Source organism: Streptomyces luteolus, from assembly GCF_029968015.1.
Taxonomy (GTDB): domain Bacteria; phylum Actinomycetota; class Actinomycetes; order Streptomycetales; family Streptomycetaceae; genus Streptomyces; species Streptomyces luteolus.
This window is the reverse complement of record NZ_JASCIS010000018.1, coordinates 76,284-93,822: the sequence shown is the minus strand read 5'-3', so window position 1 is coordinate 93,822 and position 17,539 is coordinate 76,284. Positions and strand designations below refer to the sequence as shown.

18 protein-coding genes are annotated in these 17,539 nt (G+C 69.7%); 5 read left to right on the top strand and 13 right to left on the bottom strand.

What is annotated here, in order from left to right:
* Positions 1–348: 348 nt before the first annotated feature.
* Positions 349–1,014 (top strand): hypothetical protein, encoded by a 666-nt coding sequence (locus QIT00_RS19270; protein WP_282536540.1) that lies wholly within the window; start codon positions 349–351, stop codon positions 1,012–1,014.
* Here the strand turns inward: QIT00_RS19270 and QIT00_RS19265 are convergent.
* The gene (locus tag QIT00_RS19265) at positions 973–1,176 is read right to left on the bottom strand and encodes a DUF1360 domain-containing protein (RefSeq protein ID WP_282536539.1); all 204 of its coding nucleotides are present in this window, start codon (positions 1,174–1,176) and stop codon (positions 973–975) included. The genes QIT00_RS19270 and QIT00_RS19265 overlap by 42 nt on opposite strands.
* A 56-nt stretch (positions 1,177–1,232) precedes the next feature.
* On the opposite strand from QIT00_RS19265, the gene QIT00_RS19260 reads away from it, so the two are divergent.
* Positions 1,233–1,706, top strand: coding sequence for a hypothetical protein (locus QIT00_RS19260; protein ID WP_282536538.1), 474 nt, complete (start codon positions 1,233–1,235; stop codon positions 1,704–1,706).
* A gap of 70 nt (positions 1,707–1,776) precedes the next feature.
* Here QIT00_RS19260 and QIT00_RS19255 read toward each other — a convergent pair whose 3' ends face one another.
* The 5 genes from QIT00_RS19255 to QIT00_RS19235 all read right to left on the bottom strand — a co-directional run bounded on the left by QIT00_RS19255 (position 1,777) and on the right by QIT00_RS19235 (position 4,170).
* Entirely contained in the window at positions 1,777–2,298 is a 522-nt protein-coding gene (locus tag QIT00_RS19255) for a hypothetical protein (protein WP_282536537.1), read from the bottom strand.
* The gene (locus tag QIT00_RS19250; protein WP_282536536.1) at positions 2,298–2,912 is read right to left on the bottom strand and encodes a hypothetical protein; all 615 of its coding nucleotides are present in this window, start codon (positions 2,910–2,912) and stop codon (positions 2,298–2,300) included. Before QIT00_RS19250 ends, QIT00_RS19255 begins: the two co-directional genes overlap by 1 nt.
* Entirely contained in the window at positions 2,902–3,081 is a 180-nt protein-coding gene (locus QIT00_RS19245; RefSeq protein ID WP_282536535.1) for a hypothetical protein, read from the bottom strand. The genes QIT00_RS19250 and QIT00_RS19245 overlap by 11 nt, the downstream gene beginning before the upstream one ends.
* 110 nt (positions 3,082–3,191) lie before the next feature.
* Positions 3,192–3,437: a hypothetical protein gene (locus QIT00_RS19240; protein ID WP_282536534.1), complete on the bottom strand. Its 246-nt coding sequence runs from the start codon at positions 3,435–3,437 to the stop codon at positions 3,192–3,194.
* 295 nt (positions 3,438–3,732) lie between these two features.
* Entirely contained in the window at positions 3,733–4,170 is a 438-nt protein-coding gene (locus QIT00_RS19235; protein WP_282536533.1) for a hypothetical protein, read from the bottom strand.
* Positions 4,171–4,906: 736 nt separating this feature from the next.
* Between QIT00_RS19235 and sph the strand changes: the two genes are divergently transcribed.
* Positions 4,907–5,896: a sphingomyelin phosphodiesterase gene (gene sph, locus QIT00_RS19230; protein ID WP_282536532.1), complete on the top strand. Its 990-nt coding sequence runs from the start codon at positions 4,907–4,909 to the stop codon at positions 5,894–5,896.
* Positions 5,897–5,964: 68 nt separating this feature from the next.
* Here sph and QIT00_RS19225 read toward each other — a convergent pair whose 3' ends face one another.
* The gene (locus QIT00_RS19225) at positions 5,965–7,437 is read right to left on the bottom strand and encodes an amino acid permease (RefSeq protein ID WP_282536531.1); all 1,473 of its coding nucleotides are present in this window, start codon (positions 7,435–7,437) and stop codon (positions 5,965–5,967) included.
* 309 nt (positions 7,438–7,746) lie between these two features.
* Between QIT00_RS19225 and QIT00_RS19220 the strand changes: the two genes are divergently transcribed.
* The gene (locus QIT00_RS19220; RefSeq protein WP_282536530.1) at positions 7,747–8,514 is read left to right on the top strand and encodes a MerR family transcriptional regulator; all 768 of its coding nucleotides are present in this window, start codon (positions 7,747–7,749) and stop codon (positions 8,512–8,514) included.
* 104 nt (positions 8,515–8,618) lie between these two features.
* Here QIT00_RS19220 and QIT00_RS19215 read toward each other — a convergent pair whose 3' ends face one another.
* From QIT00_RS19215 to QIT00_RS19190, 6 genes are all read right to left on the bottom strand, one after another.
* Positions 8,619–9,335, bottom strand: a complete 717-nt coding sequence (locus QIT00_RS19215; protein WP_282536529.1) for a hypothetical protein — start codon at positions 9,333–9,335, stop codon at positions 8,619–8,621.
* A 151-nt stretch (positions 9,336–9,486) separates the two neighbouring features.
* Entirely contained in the window at positions 9,487–11,661 is a 2,175-nt protein-coding gene (locus QIT00_RS19210; RefSeq protein WP_282536528.1) for a 3-hydroxyacyl-CoA dehydrogenase NAD-binding domain-containing protein, read from the bottom strand.
* A 234-nt stretch (positions 11,662–11,895) separates the two neighbouring features.
* Positions 11,896–13,110, bottom strand: a complete 1,215-nt coding sequence (locus tag QIT00_RS19205) for an acetyl-CoA C-acetyltransferase (protein ID WP_282536527.1) — start codon at positions 13,108–13,110, stop codon at positions 11,896–11,898.
* A 74-nt stretch (positions 13,111–13,184) separates the two neighbouring features.
* Positions 13,185–14,327, bottom strand: a complete 1,143-nt coding sequence (locus QIT00_RS19200; RefSeq protein WP_282536605.1) for an acyl-CoA dehydrogenase family protein — start codon at positions 14,325–14,327, stop codon at positions 13,185–13,187.
* A gap of 75 nt (positions 14,328–14,402) precedes the next feature.
* Positions 14,403–15,539, bottom strand: a complete 1,137-nt coding sequence (locus QIT00_RS19195; protein WP_282536526.1) for a CaiB/BaiF CoA transferase family protein — start codon at positions 15,537–15,539, stop codon at positions 14,403–14,405.
* 135 nt (positions 15,540–15,674) lie between these two features.
* Positions 15,675–16,082: an MmcQ/YjbR family DNA-binding protein gene (locus tag QIT00_RS19190; RefSeq protein WP_282536525.1), complete on the bottom strand. Its 408-nt coding sequence runs from the start codon at positions 16,080–16,082 to the stop codon at positions 15,675–15,677.
* Positions 16,083–16,169: 87 nt separating this feature from the next.
* On the opposite strand from QIT00_RS19190, the gene QIT00_RS19185 reads away from it, so the two are divergent.
* Positions 16,170–17,405, top strand: a complete 1,236-nt coding sequence (locus QIT00_RS19185; RefSeq protein ID WP_282536524.1) for a saccharopine dehydrogenase family protein — start codon at positions 16,170–16,172, stop codon at positions 17,403–17,405.
* Positions 17,406–17,539: the final 134 nt, after the last annotated feature.

Below are 17,539 nucleotides of genomic sequence, written 5' to 3'. Positions count from 1 at the left end.
GCTGACCAGCTGACCAGCTGACCCGCTGGTGCTCAGACCTGCACGCCGGTCCCGGGGGCCGGTCTGCGGTCTGAGCATCAGCGTGCGCGTACGTCTGATCTCGTCCTTGCCAGGGCAAGGACGAGGACGGCCGGTTCCATGCCTTGCCGTGGGTCGTCGTGGTCGCCTCCGGCGGAGGAGAGGGCGGGCATGCCCCTGTGGCTCCGGCCCCGGGCAGCCAGGCCATCGGCAGCTGAGCGAACTTGGGCGAGGCTTCCCGGTGGTGGGTGACCCTCTCGCCCTCTTCGCCCCGGGCACAGGCCACCGCTGCCCCCCCAACCGTCCAGCCCCCTGACCAGGAGGTAACCCATGTCCGACCGTGTCTACGAGAAAGCCACCGTCCCGAACGGCACCGCCACCTCGCGCTCGAAGAAGCCGAGGGAGTGCTCGAAGGTCAACTACAACATGTCCCTCACCGCTTACTACCAGGACTCCCCCGGCTATCGCGTCGTCGCCGCCCTGCACTGCGATGCCTTCTACTGGGACGCCGTGGCCTGGTACGACGACGGCCGTGACGAGCCCTTCACCGAGGAGGCCGAGTTCCGTCTCGTGATCACCGAGACCCAAAGCGCCCATAGCGGCTTCGATGAGGACCTGGTCATCGACGGGGACAGAGGTGCCGTCCCTTCGCGGGCCGACCCGTCCGAGCTTGAGGGTGGCTCGGGAGCAGGCGTTGGACAGCCAGCGCACTCCCTGTCGGAGTTCGCCGCAGGTGCGGTAGGAGCCCCAGGCGTTGACCTGCCACTACTGCTGGGCGGGGAGCGGCCCGGAGAGCTGGGAGCAGGACTTGCCGCGCCGCTTGGCTTCGGCTGTCGTACGGCGGGTTCGCGCAGCAGTTCGGCGGAGGCGATCAGGGATGCGGCGCCGCGCAGCGGCATGAGACGCGACAGCGGCATGAGACGCGACAGCGGCATTCCCGCCCCTTCTTCAACGTCAGCGGGCGTAGCGGATGTTGAGTGCGCCGACCAGCCATGAGGTGGAGGCGACCAGTACGGCGGCGAGCGCCCGCTCGGCGAGAGTGCTGGGCCAGGTACCGATCGCGTAGACGAGGACGTACGCGAGCGTGGAGAGCCAGAAGCCGATGCACCAGGGGCAGGTGACGAGCGCGTACAGTCCGCGCTCGCCCGGCGGGCGCACAGGGATACTCGCCCCGTTCCTGCTCGTTGGCGGAGCGGCCAGTAGCCTCGGGCACCATGGGCATTCAGATCGACGTAGTAGTGGCTTATCCGATCAACGATGAGATGGAAAGGGTGCTCGGGTTGGCCGAGGCGGTCGGCGAGCCCGTTACTGTGACGTTCATGTGGGAGGGGCGCGAAGAGGCGGAGCGCGCGGTGCTGGTACCCGCGGCCATGCTGGCGCTCTGGGAGCATTGGGCCCCCACCGCCTACCCGAGGAGTGGCGCTGAGGAAGAGAACCGGGCGGTGGCAGAGGAGCTGGAACTGGCTCACCCAGCGGAATTCGGCCCGTTCACGCTCTTTCGTCGTCGCGTAGGAGGGCGCACGGCGGTTGCTCGCCAAGGCGTGGTGGTCGCCGAGCTATTGGACCCCAGCGAGGCCCACTGGCTCCAGGAGAAGTCCCGCCATGTCCGCCAAGGCTTCATGGATCCGAAGCAGAAGGCGGCGTTCGAGGAGTTCCTTGCCCGGCAGGCACCCCTCGATGAGCAGTGACGCGCCGACTCATGCCCACCTCGCCGACATGCCCCGGATGCAGCGGGAACTGCGCCTGTCAGCCTGACTTCTAGTCGCGTCCGCCGCCGTACGAACGCGGCCCCATACAACGTGCGCCCGGTCCGTTCCTGCGCGCAATGTCCTCACGCGAACCCCTCGGCGCAGACACAGCCTTGACCGCTTTGGGAGGCCCCAACAACTCGTACGCCAGCAGCACCGAGGCGTCGATCCGGCCCGGTGAGAACGACGAATCCGGCTGAAACTGGCACCACTCGGTCACCAGCTCGGGCATGTGATCGGCTACGCGGATGCGGTCCTCGCGGAGCTGCCCGGCCACCGGCTCCACCCGCAGGATCTTCGAGAGCTTCGCTGAACGCATGTGAGCGAGCGGGGACATCGTCGCGTACGGGTTCCTGGGCGCGTCCGGGACGTCCTGGTGCCGTTCCTCGTACTCGCGGCGCAGCTTGTCCCAGGCGCCCTTCACCGCCAACTCCGCCTGGCCCCTGCCGAAGTTCTTCTCTACGACGATGACTTGGGCGCCGGTCTCGCCCGCGAGGGTGCACGCCGTGCGGGACCAAACGTCGGACGACATCACCGCGCTTCTGTCGTGCGTGCAGTACAGGCGCCCATCGCGGCACATGAACCCGCCGATGATCCCCGCAGCATCCCGCCCTCCCCCGGACGGGTCGACCACGACGCCGATCCGCGTCGGCGCCGGCAGCCCGGTGAGGTGGGGTCTGGTTGCGCAGCAACTCCGCGGTAACCAGGGCTCCTTCGACGGGCTGGGGGTTGCCTGTCGCGGGTGGGGATCTTCGGGTGGGAGAGCGGGTCGCCGTCCTGGCGGCCGAGGGGGCCACCGTCGGGGGTCAGGGTGAGGTCGGCGATGACGGGCATGTGGATGACGTCCCACTCCCCCGGTTCGTCGCGCAGGAGGCGTCCGGCGAGGTCGTCTTCGTGCCAGCGGGTGAGGACGAGGAGGAGCGGGCCGCCGGGTGCGAGGCGGGAGTACAGGTCGGCGCTGTAGGAGTCGGCGACGCGTTTGCGCATCGTTGGGGAGTCGGTCTCCTGCCGCATCCCACGGGCGATGATCCGGTTGTGGGGTCGGGGCTCGAACGAGGGCTGAAGCGAGTGTGCGAGCGTGACCGGGTCCGTCAGGCGCGCGAGGAACTGGGCACGCTCCAGGGCATGGGTGCGGTCACTGCGCATCGTCGTCCTCGTCATAGCCGATCGTCACCGGCGTCTCCCCTTCGTCGGCCAACATGCCGGCCAGGCGCGCGACTTCGCTGCGGAACTCCTCCTCTGTCGCCGGGACTTGGGTGACCATCACTGCGGGAGCGTCGTCGGCTCCGGCGATGGTCAGGCGGGTGCCGTCCACGGCAGGGCGCAGGACGCTGTAGAGCCTGATGAGTTCGTTCGTCGTGTACGTGCGTTCCCGCTTGAGGCCTTCGATCAGCTGACGCAGAGCCAGGCCGGTCGCGGCGACATCTACTTGGCGTGCGAGCGGCGCGCGGCGTCGAGGGTCCCGGCTTCCTGGCGGCGCTGGTCGACGTCGTACGCCTTGGCGCGGTCGTGCCAGTGCATGCGGTAGGCGAGCTGCTGCATGTAGGCAGTGGAGCGGCCCAGCTCGGCGGCGAGAGTGACTGCCAGATAGGAGCCGAGGGGGCCGATGACCACGCCGATCAGCGCCGGAAGTTGCTGGAGAAGGCCGACATCGCGGCACCGTATCGGCAACGGTCGAGCCGCGTCCCCACCGCGCCGAATCCCTCAGCTTGTCCTTTACGGCCCGCTCGAACGAAGGCGCTTGCTCCCACACTCAACCGTGTGCCGCTGTTTGTAGTCGGCCTTGTCGGACCTCGGCGGCCGCCCGCACCCGGTCTGACCGAAAGAGCGGCCTGCCGAATCCGAGCCGCGGCACCCGGATCGCTCCCAGGACGGGCTCGAACTACGACGGACAGTAGCTTCTGGCCCTGCTCGACGGCAAACCCGTCAACGGCATTGCCAGGGAGATGAGTTGCTCTTGGGCGGGTCAGCTCAGGGGCGTCTGGTGCACGTAGGACATAGCCAGGGCGGTCGCGGCCTGGTCGGTGGAGGCGTAGTCGACTCTGGCAGCCTGGTCGCCGTAACCGGGCTGCAAGGGGGGCTGGATGTACCAGTACGGCGCATTGTCGTCGCTGGTGTCGAGGATCGTGGCGATGGTGCCGGACAGGTCCCCGCCGAGGCTCGCGGAGAACGACGTCGGCGATTGATTGCCGGGAGAGGGGATCGAGTTCAGGCCGGGTCCCAGCCGCGCGACGTCGAGCTGGTGGAGGTCCGTGAGGCATTCGGCCTGAGGGGGGAGCCTGCTGGTGACCAGTCCGCCTGAGGGCATCGATGGCAGGCCTCTCCAATCGAGCACGTACGCGGTCACTGACAGCGGCATGCGGTCGCTCACATGCCGGCTGTTGATCGCGAGCAGACGGAACACCAGGCCGGGCGGTGGTGGCCGCATTCACTTCGGGCACGGTCACGCAGGTTCTGGCCGGTGCGGCACCACACGTCCCGGCGGAACCGAGCCGAGCAGCGGCGCGGGCACGTGCGTTTCGTCCTCGGCTGGCTGCTGCTGTCACGTGACGGAGTTTGGGGGTCAGCACCCCGCTCCGGAACACAGTCACGTGACGGGGTTGGGGCATCGGGCAGACCTGCACGCATCCGCTCGCGGTGCTGCTCGGCACGTACGCCCCACGCTCGTTGGGGGCCGGTCGTCTCGCAGTACAGCCACGCATCCGAGCCAGTCCGGGGTGTCGCAGACCGGATACCGGAGGTGGCAGGACTTGGGCCGGGACCCCGAGGCGGTCCACTGCACGTTCAGGACGTGCGCGGCGTGCGCGGCGTTGTACCACTTCTTGACCGTCTCGACGTTGCAGCGCAGCACCTTCGCCTGCTTCGTGAGAGACGGCGTGTATCGGGCGTCGCTCGACCCGTGGGCGTTCACGACGTCGCCGACGTAGTGCAGGAACCTATCGCGTCCGCCAGCTTCTGCCGCGAGATGCCGACTGCCCCCTCGCCATGTCCCGGCGCTCAACGGAATCGACCGTTCCGAGGTGGCGGAACGGCTTGACGCAATCGCAACAGGTCAATCCGTGATCGGCACTACCTGTAAGTAACTTCACCTGATTGGATGTGGCGCGAACCCGCACCCCCACTGACCACGGGAGTCCCCCATGCCCCATGTCCCGGCCCGCCGCGCCTGCGGTGCCGCCCTCGCGTTCGCTCTCGCGGGCGGCGCGCTCGCCGCCCAGCCGGCTGCCGCGTCCCCGGTCCAGCCGAGCTCCGCGCAGAACCTCAAGGTCCTCACGTACAACGCCTTCCTGTTCAGCAAGGCGCTGTACCCGAACTGGGGCCAGGACCACCGGGCCGCCGAGATCGTCAAGGCGCCGTTCTTCCAGGGCCAGGACGTCGTCGTGCTGCAGGAGGCCTTCGACAACTCCTCGTCGGACGCGCTGAAGCAGCAGGCCGCTGCCGCCTATCCGCACCAGACGCCGGTCGTGGGCCGCGCCAAGGACGGCTGGGACTCCACCGGTGGCAGCTACTCGGCGACCACGCCCGAGGACGGCGGTGTGACGGTGCTCAGCAAGTGGCCGGTGCTGCACAAGGAGCAGTACGTCTTCGCCGACGCCTGCGGCGCGGACTGGTACTCCAACAAGGGCTTCGCCTATGTGGTGCTGAATGTGAACGGGCAGAAGGTCCATGTGGTCGGCACCCATGTGCAGTCGACCGACCCGGGCTGCGGCGAGGGCGAGGCGGTGCGGATGCGCAGCGCCCAGTTCAAGGAGATCGACGCGTTCCTGGACGCGAAGAACATCCCCGCGTCCGAACAGGTCATGGTCGCGGGCGACCTCAACGTCGACTCGCACGGGGGTGAGTACGCCTCGATGCTGCGCGACGCGGGCCTGGACGGCGCCGAGACCCGGACCGGGCACAAGTTCTCCTTCGACACGGAGGAGAACACCATCGCCAAGGACCGCTACCCGGACGACCCGGTCGAGGACCTCGACTACGTCCTGCACCGCAGCGGCCACGCCCGGCCCGAGGGCTGGAACAACGACGTCGTCAAGGAGCAGAGCGCGCCCTGGACCGTGTCGAGCTGGGGCAAGGAGTACACGTACACGAATCTCTCGGACCACTACCCGGTGACCGCGACCGGGAAGTAGCCCCGCCTACGACGGTGGCCCCGTCCCGAGGCTTGCTCGGGACGGGGCCACCAGTACGTCCGCGGGCGCTACTTGATGCCCAGCTCGTCGTACGACTTGTCGAGCTCGTTCTGCGCGACCTTCTTCCGGACCGCGAACCAGCCGCCGACCATGGCCGCGGCGATGACCGGGATCAGGTAGAGCGTGCGGCGGCCGATCTCCGGGTCCTGCCACATCAGGACCAGTACGGAGAGCAGGAAGACGATCGTGACGATCTCCGTGACCGGGCTGCCCGGAAGCCGGAACTTCGGGCGCTCCACCAGGCCCTGCTTGGCCCGGCGGACGAACGCCAGGTGGCAGACCATGATCGTGACCCAGGTCGTGATAATGCCGATCGAGGCGACGTTGAGGACGATCTCGAAGGCCTTCTCCGGCATCAGGAAGTTGAGGCCGACGCCCGCGACGCACACCGCCGAGGTGAGCATGATGCCGCCGTACGGCACCTTGGAGCGGTTCATCCTCGCCGTGAACTTGGGCGCCGAGCCGGCCATCGCCATGGAGCGCAGGATGCGGCCGGTGGAGTAGAGGCCGGAGTTGAGCGACGACATCGCGGCCGTGAGGACCACGAGGTTCATCACGTCGCCGGCCGCCGGCACGCCGATCTTGGAGAGCACGGTGACGAAGGGGCTCTCGTCGCCCGAGTACATCGAGCCGGGCAGCAGCAGCGCGAGCAGCACGACCGAGCCGACGTAGAACAGGCCGACGCGCCACATGATCGAGTTCACCGCGCGCGGGACGATCTTCTGCGGCTCGGCGGTCTCGCCCGCCGCGACACCGACGAGCTCCAGGGACGCGTACGCGAACACCACGCCCTGCATCACGATGACGAGCGGCATGACTCCGACGGGGAACCAGCCGCCGTTCTCGGTGATCACATGCAGGCCGGGGGTCTCGCCGCCGACCGGCTGCTGCGTGACGAGGAGGAAGATGCCGATGAGCATGAACGCGACGAGTGCCGCGACCTTGATGATGGAGAACCAGAACTCCATCTCACCGAAGATCTTCACCGAGATCAGGTTCACGACCAGCACGATCGCGAGCGCGATCAGGGCGAGCACCCACTGCGGGATGTCGGTGAAGAAGCTCCAGTAGTGGGTGTAGAGCGCGATCGCCGTGATGTCGGCGATGCCGGTGGTCGACCAGTTGAGGAAGTACGCCCAGCCGGCGACGAAGGCGCCCTTCTCGCCGAGGAACTCGCGTGCGTACGACACGAAGGAACCGGAGGAGGGCCGGTAGACGACCAGCTCTCCGAGTGCGCGGACGACGAAGAAGGCGAAGACACCGCACACGAGGTACGCGAGCGCGAGGCCCGGTCCCGCCGAGTTGAGGCGTCCTCCGGCGCCGAGGAAGAGCCCGGTTCCGATCGCGCCACCGATGGCGATCATGTTGATGTGGCGCGCCTTGAGGTCCTTGCTGTAACCGGCGTCGCCCGCATCCGCGGGCGTCTGGGCGGCATCTGTGCGGGATGCGGCCGAGGCCGTCGTGACGGCGTCCTTGCTCACGGGTGGATCTGCTCTCTCGAGGGGATGTGCGTTGGTCCGTACCCCCACCTGGCCTCGACACGAGACCACCTCGACACGAACCAACGGCATACCCTCACCCGGAGCCACCCGATTATGCGGTGGCACAGATCACATCGCGTTGTATCTCACATGCTGGTCAGGGCCTTGCGCTCGGATCGTCCGGGCCCGTACGGCCTGGGAACGGCGGCCTGCGGCGAGCCTGCCCGCACTTTCACAACGATGGTGAGACAGCAATACTGTTCCATCGGACGGATCGGACAGACGCACGACCGGAGATGGAGCGCAGCCATGACGACCGAAGCGGACTCCTCCGCCCAGGAAAGCCCGGCCGGCGACGCCCCGGGCGCGCCGACGCTCACGGTCGACGAACTGGCCGCGCGCGCCGGAGTCACCGTGCGCACCATCCGCTTCTACAGCACCCGCGGGCTGCTGCCCCCGCCGGCCATAGGGCCGAGACGCGTGGGGCGGTACGGCCCCGATCATCTGTCGCGGCTCGCCCTGATCGAGGAGCTCCAGCACCACGGCCTGACCCTCGCCGCGATCGAGCGGTACCTGGAGCAGTTGCCGCCCGACATGAACGAGCACGACCTGGCGATCCACCGCGCCCTGGTCGCGAGCTGGATCCCCGACAGTGCCGCGGAGATGAGCCGCGAGCAGCTGGAGCGCCGCGCCGGGCGCGCCCTCGCCGAGGCGGACGTGGACCGGCTCGCCGCCATGGACGTGCTGGAGCGCACGGACGACCCGGACACCTTCCGTATCGACCCGGGCATGCTCCACCTCGGCCTGCGCCTGCTCGACGTGCCGATCGGGCTCGACTCGATCCTGGCCGCGCGCGGGGTGATGCTGCAGCACTCCCGCGAGGCCGCGAAGGAGCTGACGCGGCTGTTCCAGGACGAGGTGTGGGGCCCGTACAGCGAGCGGGAGCGGGACCCCGAGGCGGTGGCCGCGATGAAGACGCTCTCCGCGCACATGCAGCCGATGGTGGTGCAGGCCCTGGTGACCGCTTTTCAAAGGACCCTCAAGGAGGAGCTGCGCGCGCGGTACGCGGGCGGGTGAGGCCGGGCGGGTGCGGCCGGGGCCCGAGTTCTTGACCGGGCCCCGGGGTCCGGGGCTCAGCCGGGGAGCTTCACGTGGGCGGCCGAGGCGGTCGGGTCCGGGGCTCAGCCGGGGAGCTTCACGTGGGCGGCCGAGGCGGTCGGGCCCTGCTCCAGCTCGGCCTGGTTCATGCGCTCGACCAGCATCTTGCCGAGTTCGATCAGGGCCGTCGGGCCCGGCTTGCCGTCGTCGACGATGTCGGCACGGCTGTACGTACGGATGACGCCGACGTACTTGGCCTGGCGGACCAGGAGGGTTCGCTCCCCCATCTTGTCGCCCTTGACGGAGGTCGTCGCGGAGTGCTGCTCGCCGAAGCGGCCGTCCGGCATGGTGAGGGAGCCCTTGGCCTCGGCTCCCAGCTCCTTCTTCCAGGCGTCGTATCCGCCCTGCGCGCTGACGGGAGTGCGGTACTCCCACACCTCGAAGTTGGCGTAGTCGCCGCCGTCGTCGAACATGTCCGTGCCGAACTCGGCGATCGCGCCCGTGACGACGGCCTCGCAGCGCTTCTCGCTCGCGGGGCACTGCAGGGTGCCCTTCATCCCCTGGAGGTCGCCGTAGTGCTCGTTCTTGCGCGGCTTCTTCAGCGGCTCCGGCATGTGGCCGGGGAGTAGGGGCACCACGATCGCGGCCGGTGCCAGGTGCCGGTCGGCCTCCGGCGCGGACGAACTGGCGCTCTGCTCCGGCTGCTTCGGCTCGTCCCCGCCGCGCGTGGCTGAACCCCCGCACGCCGAGAGCGCCATGGACAGTCCGACGACCGTGATCGCGAGCGGCTTCAACCTCATCGCGGATCCTCCCCCGTTGTTCCGTTCACTGTTCTGTTCCGCAAGGCGTTCTGTTCCGCAAGGCCCTTGCGAGTACCGAGCTGTTCTACCAGGCCGACGGCCGCGCCCAGAGCTCGGGGCTCCGGGCGCGGCCGTCGACGCGTGGGCTCGCTCAGCCGTCGCTGAACTTCTCGCCCTGCTCCGCCTTCCGGACGAGCAGCGCTGGCGGCTCGAAGCGGTCGCCGTAGCGCTCGGCCAGTTCGCGGGCGCGGGCCACGAATCCGGGCAGGCCGCCCTCGTAGCCGTTGATGTACTGCAGCACGCCGCCGGTCCAGCCCGGGAAGCCGATGCCGAAGATCGAGCCGATGTTGGCGTCCGCTACCGAGGTCAGGACGCCCTCTTCGATGAGGCGCACCGTGTCCAGGGATTCGGAGAACAGCATCCGCTCCTGCATGTCGCGGAACGGGATCTCGTACCCCTCCTTCCTGAAGTGCTCGCGCAGGCCCGGCCAGAGCTTCGCGCGCTTGCCGTTCTCGTCGTAGTCGTAGAAGCCTGCGCCGCCACTGCGGCCGGGGCGTTCGAACTCGTCGACCATGCGGTCGATGACGGCCTCCGCCGGGTGCTCGGGGTAGGTGCCGCCCTCGTCCTCGATGGCCTTGCGGGTCTCGTTGCGGATCTTGCGGGGCAGGGTGAGGGTCAGCTCGTCCATGAGGGAGAGGACCTTCGCCGGGTAGCCCGCCTGGGCCGCGGCCTGCTCGACGGAGGCGGGCTCGACGCCCTCGCCGACCATCGCCACACCCTCGTTGATGAAGTGGCCGATGACGCGGGAGGTGAAGAAGCCGCGCGAGTCGTTCACGACGATCGGGGTCTTCTTGATCTGCCGGACCAGGTCGAAGGCGCGGGCCAGGGCCTCGTCACCGGTGCGCTCGCCCTTGATGATCTCGACGAGCGGCATCTTGTCGACGGGCGAGAAGAAGTGCAGGCCGATGAAGTCGGACTGCCGCTCGACGCCTTCGGCGAGGACGGTGATCGGCAGGGTGGAGGTGTTGGAGCAGAGCAGCGCGTCCGGCTCCACAACGCCCTCGATCTCCTGGAACACCTTGTGCTTGAGCGCCGGGTCCTCGAAGACCGCCTCGATCACAGCGTCGCAGCCCGCGAGGTCCTGCGGGTCGGCGGTCGGGGTGATCCGGGCGAGCAGGGCGTCCGCCTTCTCCCGCGTCGTACGACCGCGGCTCACCGCCTTCTCGCAGAGCTTGACGGAGTAGTTCTTGCCCTGGTCGGCGGAGTCCTGCGAGACGTCCTTCAGGACGACGTCGATGCCCGCGAGCGCGCAGGAGTACGCGATACCTGCGCCCATCATGCCCGCGCCGAGCACGGCGACCTTGCGGACCGGCTTCGGCTCGATGCCCCCCGGGCGGTTGGCGCCGGAGTTGACGGCCTGGAGGTCGAAGAAGAACGCCTGGATCATGTTCTTCGAGATCTGGCCCGCGGCCAGCTCGGTGAAGTAGCGGGCCTCGATGGTCTGCGCGGTGTCGAAGTCGACCTGCGAGCCCTCGACGGCCGCCGCGAGGATGTTGCGCTGCGCCGGGTAGTCGGCGCCGCCGGTCTGCTTCTTGAGGTTGGCCGGGAACGCGGGCAGGTTCGCCGCGAACTTCGGGTTGGCCGGCGTACCGCCCGGGATCTTGTAGCCGGGCTTGTCCCAGGGCTGGGCGGACTCCGGGTTGGCGTCGATGAAGGCGCGCGCCTTGGCGGTCAACTCGTCCCGGTCGGCGGCGAGTTCGTGGATCAGGCCGTTGTCGAGGGCGCGCTGCGGGTTGTACTGGTTGCCCTGGAGCAGCACCTTCAGGAGCGCGTCGGCGATGCCGAGGAGGCGTACGGTGCGGACGACGCCGCCGCCTCCGGGGAGCAGGCCGAGCGTGGCCTCGGGCAGGCCGATCTTCGTGCCGGAGCTGTCGAGGGCGACGCGGTGGTGGCAGGCCAGGGCGATCTCGTAACCGCCGCCCAGGGCCGCGCCGTTGATGGCGGCGACGACGGGCTTGCCGAGGGTCTCGATCCTGCGCAGGTCACGCTTGATGCCCTGCCCGGCCTCGAAGGCGAGGTGGGCGGTCTCGGGGGTGACGGCGATCAGGTCCCGCAGGTCGCCACCGGCGAAGAAGGTCTTCTTGGCCGAGGTGAAGATGATGCCGCGGATGGTGTCCTTCTCGGCCTCGAGGCGGTCGGCCGTCGCCGCGAGGGAGTCCTTGAACGCCTGGTTCATGGTGTTCGCGGACTGGTTGGGGTCGTCCAGGACGAGCGTGACGATGCCGGTGTCGTCCTGCTCCCAGCGGATGGTGTTGTTCTGGGTCATGGGTGCTGTCTCCGTAAGGTCTGTTGCGGCTACTGGGGAGGGTGGCTCGGTCTCGTGGCCGACTGCGGGTCCGTCGTGGTTGCTCGCGCAGTTCCCTGCGCCCCTGGAAAGCAGCGGCTGCGCCGCGCTTTCCCCTGAGATGCCGCACGAAGTGCGCATCTCAGGGGCGCGGGGAACTGCGCGACCAGCCTCCACAGGCCCGCACTCGGCGACGAACCAGCGACCCTTGCGGCGCTAGATCCGCTCGACGATCGTCGCGATGCCCATACCGCCGCCCACGCACAGTGTCGCAAGGCCGTACCGGAGGTCCCGCCGCTCCAACTCGTCCACCAACGTGCCCAGAATCATCGCGCCCGTCGCGCCCAGTGGATGCCCGAGAGCGATCGCGCCGCCGTTGACGTTGACCTTCTCCAGGTCGAGCCCCATGTCCTTGACGAAGCGCAGCACCACCGCCGCGAAGGCCTCGTTGATCTCGACCAGGTCGATGTCGTCGATCGTCAGGCCGGCCTTCGCGAGGGCCTTGCGGGTCGCGGGCGCCGGACCCGTCAGCATGATCGTCGGCTCGGAGCCGGACACCGCGGCGGACACGATCCGCGCGCGCGGCCTCAGCCCGTACCGCTCCCCCACCTCGCGCGTGCCGATCGCGACCAGGGACGCGCCGTCGACGATGCCGGAGGAGTTGCCCGCGTGGTGGACGTGGTCGATCTGCTCCACCCAGTGGTACTTCTGCAGCGCCACCGCGTCGAAGCCGCCGAGGTCGCCGATGTCCTTGAAGGAGGGCTTCAGCTTGGCGAGGGAGTCGGCGGTGGTGCCGGGGCGCGGGAACTCGTCCACGTCGAGGACGGTCAGGCCGTTGCGGTCCTTGACCGGGACGACGGAGCGCTCGAAGCGGCCGTCCTTGATGGCCTCGGCGGCGCGCTCCTGGGACAGCGCCGCGTACTCGTCGACGTCGCGCCGTGAGAAGCCCTCGATCGTGGCGATCAGGTCGGCGCCGATGCCCTGCGGGACGAAGCCGGTCTCGAAGTTGGTCATCGGGTCGGCGAACCAGGCGCCGCCGTCCGAGGCCATCGGCACGCGCGACATCGACTCGACGCCGCCCGCGAGGACCAGGTCCTCCCAGCCCGAACGGACCTTCATCGCGGCCAGGTTGACGGCCTCCAGGCCGGAGGCACAGAAGCGGTTCTCCTGGACACCGGCGACCGTGTCGGGCAGCCCGGCCGCGATGGCGGCGATGCGGGCGATGTCGGAGCCCTGGTCGCCGACGGGGCCGACGACACCGAGCACGATGTCGTCGATGGCCGCCGGGTCCAGGTCCGGGAACCGCTCCCGGATCTCGTGGATCAGGCCGACCACCAGGTCGATGGGCTTGGTGCCGTGCAGGGCCCCGTTGGCCTTGCCGCGCCCGCGCGGGGTGCGGATCGCGTCGTACACGTACGCTTCGGTGCTCAAGGTCTCAAGCCTTTCGTGGTGCGGGAGGTGAGGGTGGCTCTGCGAAGTGAGGGTGGCTCTGCGAAGAACGAGGGCTACGGCAGCAGCGAACGGCCGATGATCTCCTTCATGATCTCGGTCGTGCCGCCGTAGATGGTCTGGATGCGGCCGTCGGTGAAGGCCTTCGCGACGCGGTACTCGGTCATGTAGCCGTAGCCGCCGTGGAGTTGGAGGCAGCGGTCGGCGACGCGCTTCTGCAGCTCGGTGGCCCACCACTTGGCCATGGACGCGTGCACGGCGTCCAGTTCGCCCTTGTCGTGGTCCTCGATGCAGCGGTCCAGGAACGTCCGCGTGACCGCGCACTCGGTGGCCATCTCGGCTATCTCGAAGCGGATGTGCTGGAACTTGGCGATGGAGCGGCCGAAGGCCTCGCGCTCCTTCACGTAACTCATCGTGATCTCGAGCAGGTGCTCGGCGGCGGCGATCGCGGCGACGGCGATGCCCATCCGCTCCTGCGCGAGGTTGGTCATCAGGTGGATGAACGCGCCGTTCAGCTCGCCGAGCAGGTTCTCCTTGGGGACGCGGACGTCGTTGAAGAACAACTCGGCGGTGTCCTGGGACTTCTGGCCGATCTTGTCGAGGTTGCGGCCCCGCTCGAAGCCCTCCGTGCCGCGCTCGACGACCAGCAGCGACAGTCCGTGCGCCCCGCCCTCGGGGGTGGTCTTCGCGACGACGATCACGAGGTCGGCGAGGATGCCGTTGGAGATGAACGTCTTGGAGCCGTTGAGGAGCCAGTGGTCGCCCTTGTCCTCGGCGGTGGTGCGGATGCCCTGGAGGTCGGAGCCCGCGCCGGGTTCCGTCATGGCGATGGCGGTGATCAGCGAGCCGTCGCAGAACCCCGGCAGCCAGCGCCGCTTCTGCTCGTCGGTGGCGAGCGAGGTCAGATACGGGCCGATGATGTCGTTGTGCAGCCCGACGGCGAGCCCGGCGGCTCCCGCGCGGGTGAACTCCTCGGCAAGCACGGCGGAGTAGCGGAAGTCCTCGTTCCCGCCGCCGCCGAACTCCTCGGGCACGGCGAGGCCGAGCAGCCCCTGCCGCCCTGCGGCGAGCCACGCCTCGCGGGAGACGATGCCGTCCTTCTCCCACTGCTCGTAGTGCGGGGTGACCTCCTTGGCGAGGAAGGTGCGCACGGTCTCGCGGAACGCCTCGTGATCGGCGTCGTACAGCTTGCGCTGCATGCCCGAGGGCGTCTGTGGCGTCATGCTGGGGGCCTCCTGGAGGCGGCTTCGACGGTGGGTGGGTACGGGCGCTGCTCAGTCGGTGCCGGTGGTCAGGCCCGGCACGTCCCAGTCGCGGGCCACCTCAGCCGTGTCCGCTCCGGGCTGTGCGGGGCCGCGGTGGACCCCGCCCGGGGTGGCGGAGAAGCGGGGCGCGGGCGCCGGCTGGGTGATGCCGCTGTGCTCGACGAAGGTGGCGCGGGCGGCGAGATGCGGATGCGCGGGCGCCTCGCGCAGCGACAGGACGGGGGCCACACAGGCGTCCGAGCCCTCGAAGACCGCCGTCCACTCCGCGCGCGTACGGGTCTTGAACGCGGCGGCGATCGTGTCCCTCAGCTCGCCCCAGGCGCCGATGTCCTTACGGGCCGGTGCCGCCTCGGCGATGCCTAGGAGCCGCACGAACTCGTCGTAGAACTGCTGCTCCAGGGCGCCGACGGCCATGTAACCGCCGTCCGCCGTCTCGTAGTTGCCGTAGAACGGGCAGCCGCCGTCGAGGAGGTTGGCGCCGCGGCGGTCCTGCCAGCCGCCGGCGGCCAGCATGCCGTGGATCATCGCGGCGAGGTGCGCGGCGCCGTCCACGATCGCGGCGTCCACGACCTGGCCCTCGCCGCTGCTGCGCGCGTGCTGCAGAGCGGCGAGCACACCCACCACGAGGTAGAGCGAGCCGCCCGCGTAGTCCCCGACGAGGTTGGCCGGGATCGCGGGGGCCTCGTCCGGGCGGCCGATCAGGCCGAGGGTGCCGGTGATCGCGATGTACCCGATGTCGTGTCCCGCGCGCTGGGCGAGCGGGCCGTCCTGGCCCCAGCCGGTCATCCGTCCGTACACGAGCCGGGAGTTGCGGGCCCGGCACTCCTCGGGGCCGACGCCGAGGCGCTCGGCCACGCCCGGCCGGTACCCCTCGATCAGGATGTCGGCCCGCTCCACCAGGTCGAGCACCTGGGCGGGGCCCTCGGGCGACTTGAGGTCGACGAGGACCGAGCGTTTGTTGCGGTTGGTGATGTCGTACTCCGGGTTGATCGCGAGTCCGGCGCCGCCGGGGCGGTCCACCCGGACCACGTCGGCGCCGAGGTCGGCCAGGAGCATCGCCGCGAACGGGCCCGGCCCGATACCGGCGAGCTCGACCACGCGGACCCCGCTCAGCGGACCCTTTCGACCCTGTGCCGTCCCTGCCATCGAGCCCCCAGACACTGTGACACCACTGATGTAACACCAGTGATGCTATGAACAGGCTTCACTCCGCACAAGGGTTGGCGAGCAAGCGCTTAGAAAATCGACACCTCTCCGCCCGGCGGCCGCCCTTCGGGCCCCTCAGCCGCGGGCGTCCAGCTCCGCGATCCACTTCTTCGTGGCGATCGCGCGGTAGCTCTCCTCCACCCAGTCGCAGAGCAGCTCGGCATTCGGGGCTCCCTGCTCCTCCAGGGGGACGCTCACCCAGCCCGCCTTCCCCAGTCCGTACCCCGCGGGCTCCGCTCCCGGGCACGTCAGGGCGTGCGCGTGCGCGTCCTCGTCCTTCAGCTTCACCGTGATGCCCAGCGGCCAACTGCCGTCCTCCACGCCGAGGAAGACGAAGACCTTGCGGTTCACCTTCGCCACCGACTCGCCCCAGGGGAACTCCTCGACGGCTCCCGGCAGCTCAAGGGCGTAGGACCGCACGCGCTGCCACTTCCGCCGGACGGCCTGCGGTGCCTTACGCGGCGGATTGTTCGGTTCGACCATGCCTGGCTCCGGGGTGCTCGGACGACCACTTCACGCCCACGCTAGCCTCGGCCACCGACAACGGCGCGGGCACGACCGAGGGGTGTCATGAGCACAGGCAACGAGCAGGACGACAGGACCGCAGCGCCCGGCGAGCACCACACGGACCGCGCGGAGCGCCCGTACGACATCGTGCTGTTCGGCGCGACGGGGTTCGTGGGCGTACTGATAGCCGAGTACCTCGCGACGCACGGGCCCAAGGGGCTGCGCTGGGCGCTCGCCGGGCGCAGCACCGCCAAGCTGGAGCAGCTGCGCGAGCGGCTCGCCGGGATCGACGCGGACCTCGCCGAGCTGCCGCTGCTGCGGGCCGACGCCGACGACTCGGCCTCGCTCCGCGAGATCGTGCGCCACGCGCGCGTGGTGGCCACCACGGTCGGGCCGTACATCATGTACGGGCAGGAGCTCGTCGCGGCCTGCGCCGACGCGGGCACCGACTATGTGGACCTCACGGGCGAGCCGGAGTTCATCGACCTCACCTACGTGCGGCACGACGCACGCGCGCGTGAGACCGGGGCGCGCCTCGTGCACGCCTGCGGCTTCGACTCCGTACCGCACGATCTGGGCGCCCTCTTCACCGTGCAGCAGCTGCCCGAGGGGGTACCGCTGCGGGTGGACGGCTTCGTGCGCACCAACGCCACGTTCTCCGGCGGAACGCTGGCCTCCGCGCTCACCGCGTTCTCCCGTGGTCGGCAGATGGCGGCGGCCGCGCGGGACCGCCGCCGGCACGAGCCGCGCCTGACCGGCCGCCGCGTGGACGCGCCCCTGAGCGCGCCCCGGTACGCGAAGGAACTCGACGCCTGGGCGCTGCCGTTGCCGACGGTCGACCCGCAGATCGTGCAGCGCTCGGCGCGCGCCCTGGAACGGTACGGGCCCGACTTCCGGTACCGGCACTACGCCGCCGTGAAGCACCTTCCGGTGGCGCTCGGCGGGGTCGCCGCGCTGGGCGCCGTGGCCGGTGCGGCCCAACTGCCCGCCGCGCGGCGCTGGTTGTCGGACCGGGTCAAGCCGGGCGAGGGGCCGAGCGAGGAGCGGCGCGCGAAGAGCTGGTTCTCGGTGCGGTTCGTGGGCGACGGCGGTGGGCGGCGCGTCTACACGGAGGTCTCCGGCGGGGACCCGGGCTACGGCGACACGGCGAAGATGTTCGCCGAGTCCGCGCTCTGCCTCGCCTTCGACGAGCTCCCCTCGACATCGGGCCAGGTCACCACTGCCGTGGCGATGGGGGACGCGTTGCGGGAGCGGTTGCAGGGGGCGGGGATCAGGTTCCGGGTGGCGCGCGGGGGGTGAGTCCGGTTCCGGGCCACACGGGCTGGCTTTGATCCCCTCCCCGCCCCTTCCCGAAAGCCTGCGGCGCTTCGGAGGCTCCGCCCCCGGACCCCCGCTCCTCAATCGCCGGAGGGGCTCAAAATTGAGCCACTCCG

Coding starts and splice junctions, on each gene's coding strand:
- QIT00_RS19270 (WP_282536540.1), top strand. CDS start 349: ATGTCCGACCGTGTCTACGAGAAAGCCACCGTCCCGAACGGCACCGCC.
- QIT00_RS19260 (WP_282536538.1), top strand. CDS start 1,233: ATGGGCATTCAGATCGACGTAGTAGTGGCTTATCCGATCAACGATGAG.
- QIT00_RS19255 (WP_282536537.1), bottom strand. CDS start 2,298: ATGTCGTCCGACGTTTGGTCCCGCACGGCGTGCACCCTCGCGGGCGAG.
- QIT00_RS19250 (WP_282536536.1), bottom strand. CDS start 2,912: ATGCGCAGTGACCGCACCCATGCCCTGGAGCGTGCCCAGTTCCTCGCG.
- sph (WP_282536532.1), top strand. CDS start 4,907: ATGCCCCATGTCCCGGCCCGCCGCGCCTGCGGTGCCGCCCTCGCGTTC.
- QIT00_RS19220 (WP_282536530.1), top strand. CDS start 7,747: ATGACGACCGAAGCGGACTCCTCCGCCCAGGAAAGCCCGGCCGGCGAC.
- QIT00_RS19215 (WP_282536529.1), bottom strand. CDS start 9,335: ATGAGGTTGAAGCCGCTCGCGATCACGGTCGTCGGACTGTCCATGGCG.
- QIT00_RS19210 (WP_282536528.1), bottom strand. CDS start 11,661: ATGACCCAGAACAACACCATCCGCTGGGAGCAGGACGACACCGGCATC.
- QIT00_RS19200 (WP_282536605.1), bottom strand. CDS start 14,327: ATGCAGCGCAAGCTGTACGACGCCGATCACGAGGCGTTCCGCGAGACC.
- QIT00_RS19195 (WP_282536526.1), bottom strand. CDS start 15,539: ATGGCAGGGACGGCACAGGGTCGAAAGGGTCCGCTGAGCGGGGTCCGC.
- QIT00_RS19190 (WP_282536525.1), bottom strand. CDS start 16,082: ATGGTCGAACCGAACAATCCGCCGCGTAAGGCACCGCAGGCCGTCCGG.
- QIT00_RS19185 (WP_282536524.1), top strand. CDS start 16,170: ATGAGCACAGGCAACGAGCAGGACGACAGGACCGCAGCGCCCGGCGAG.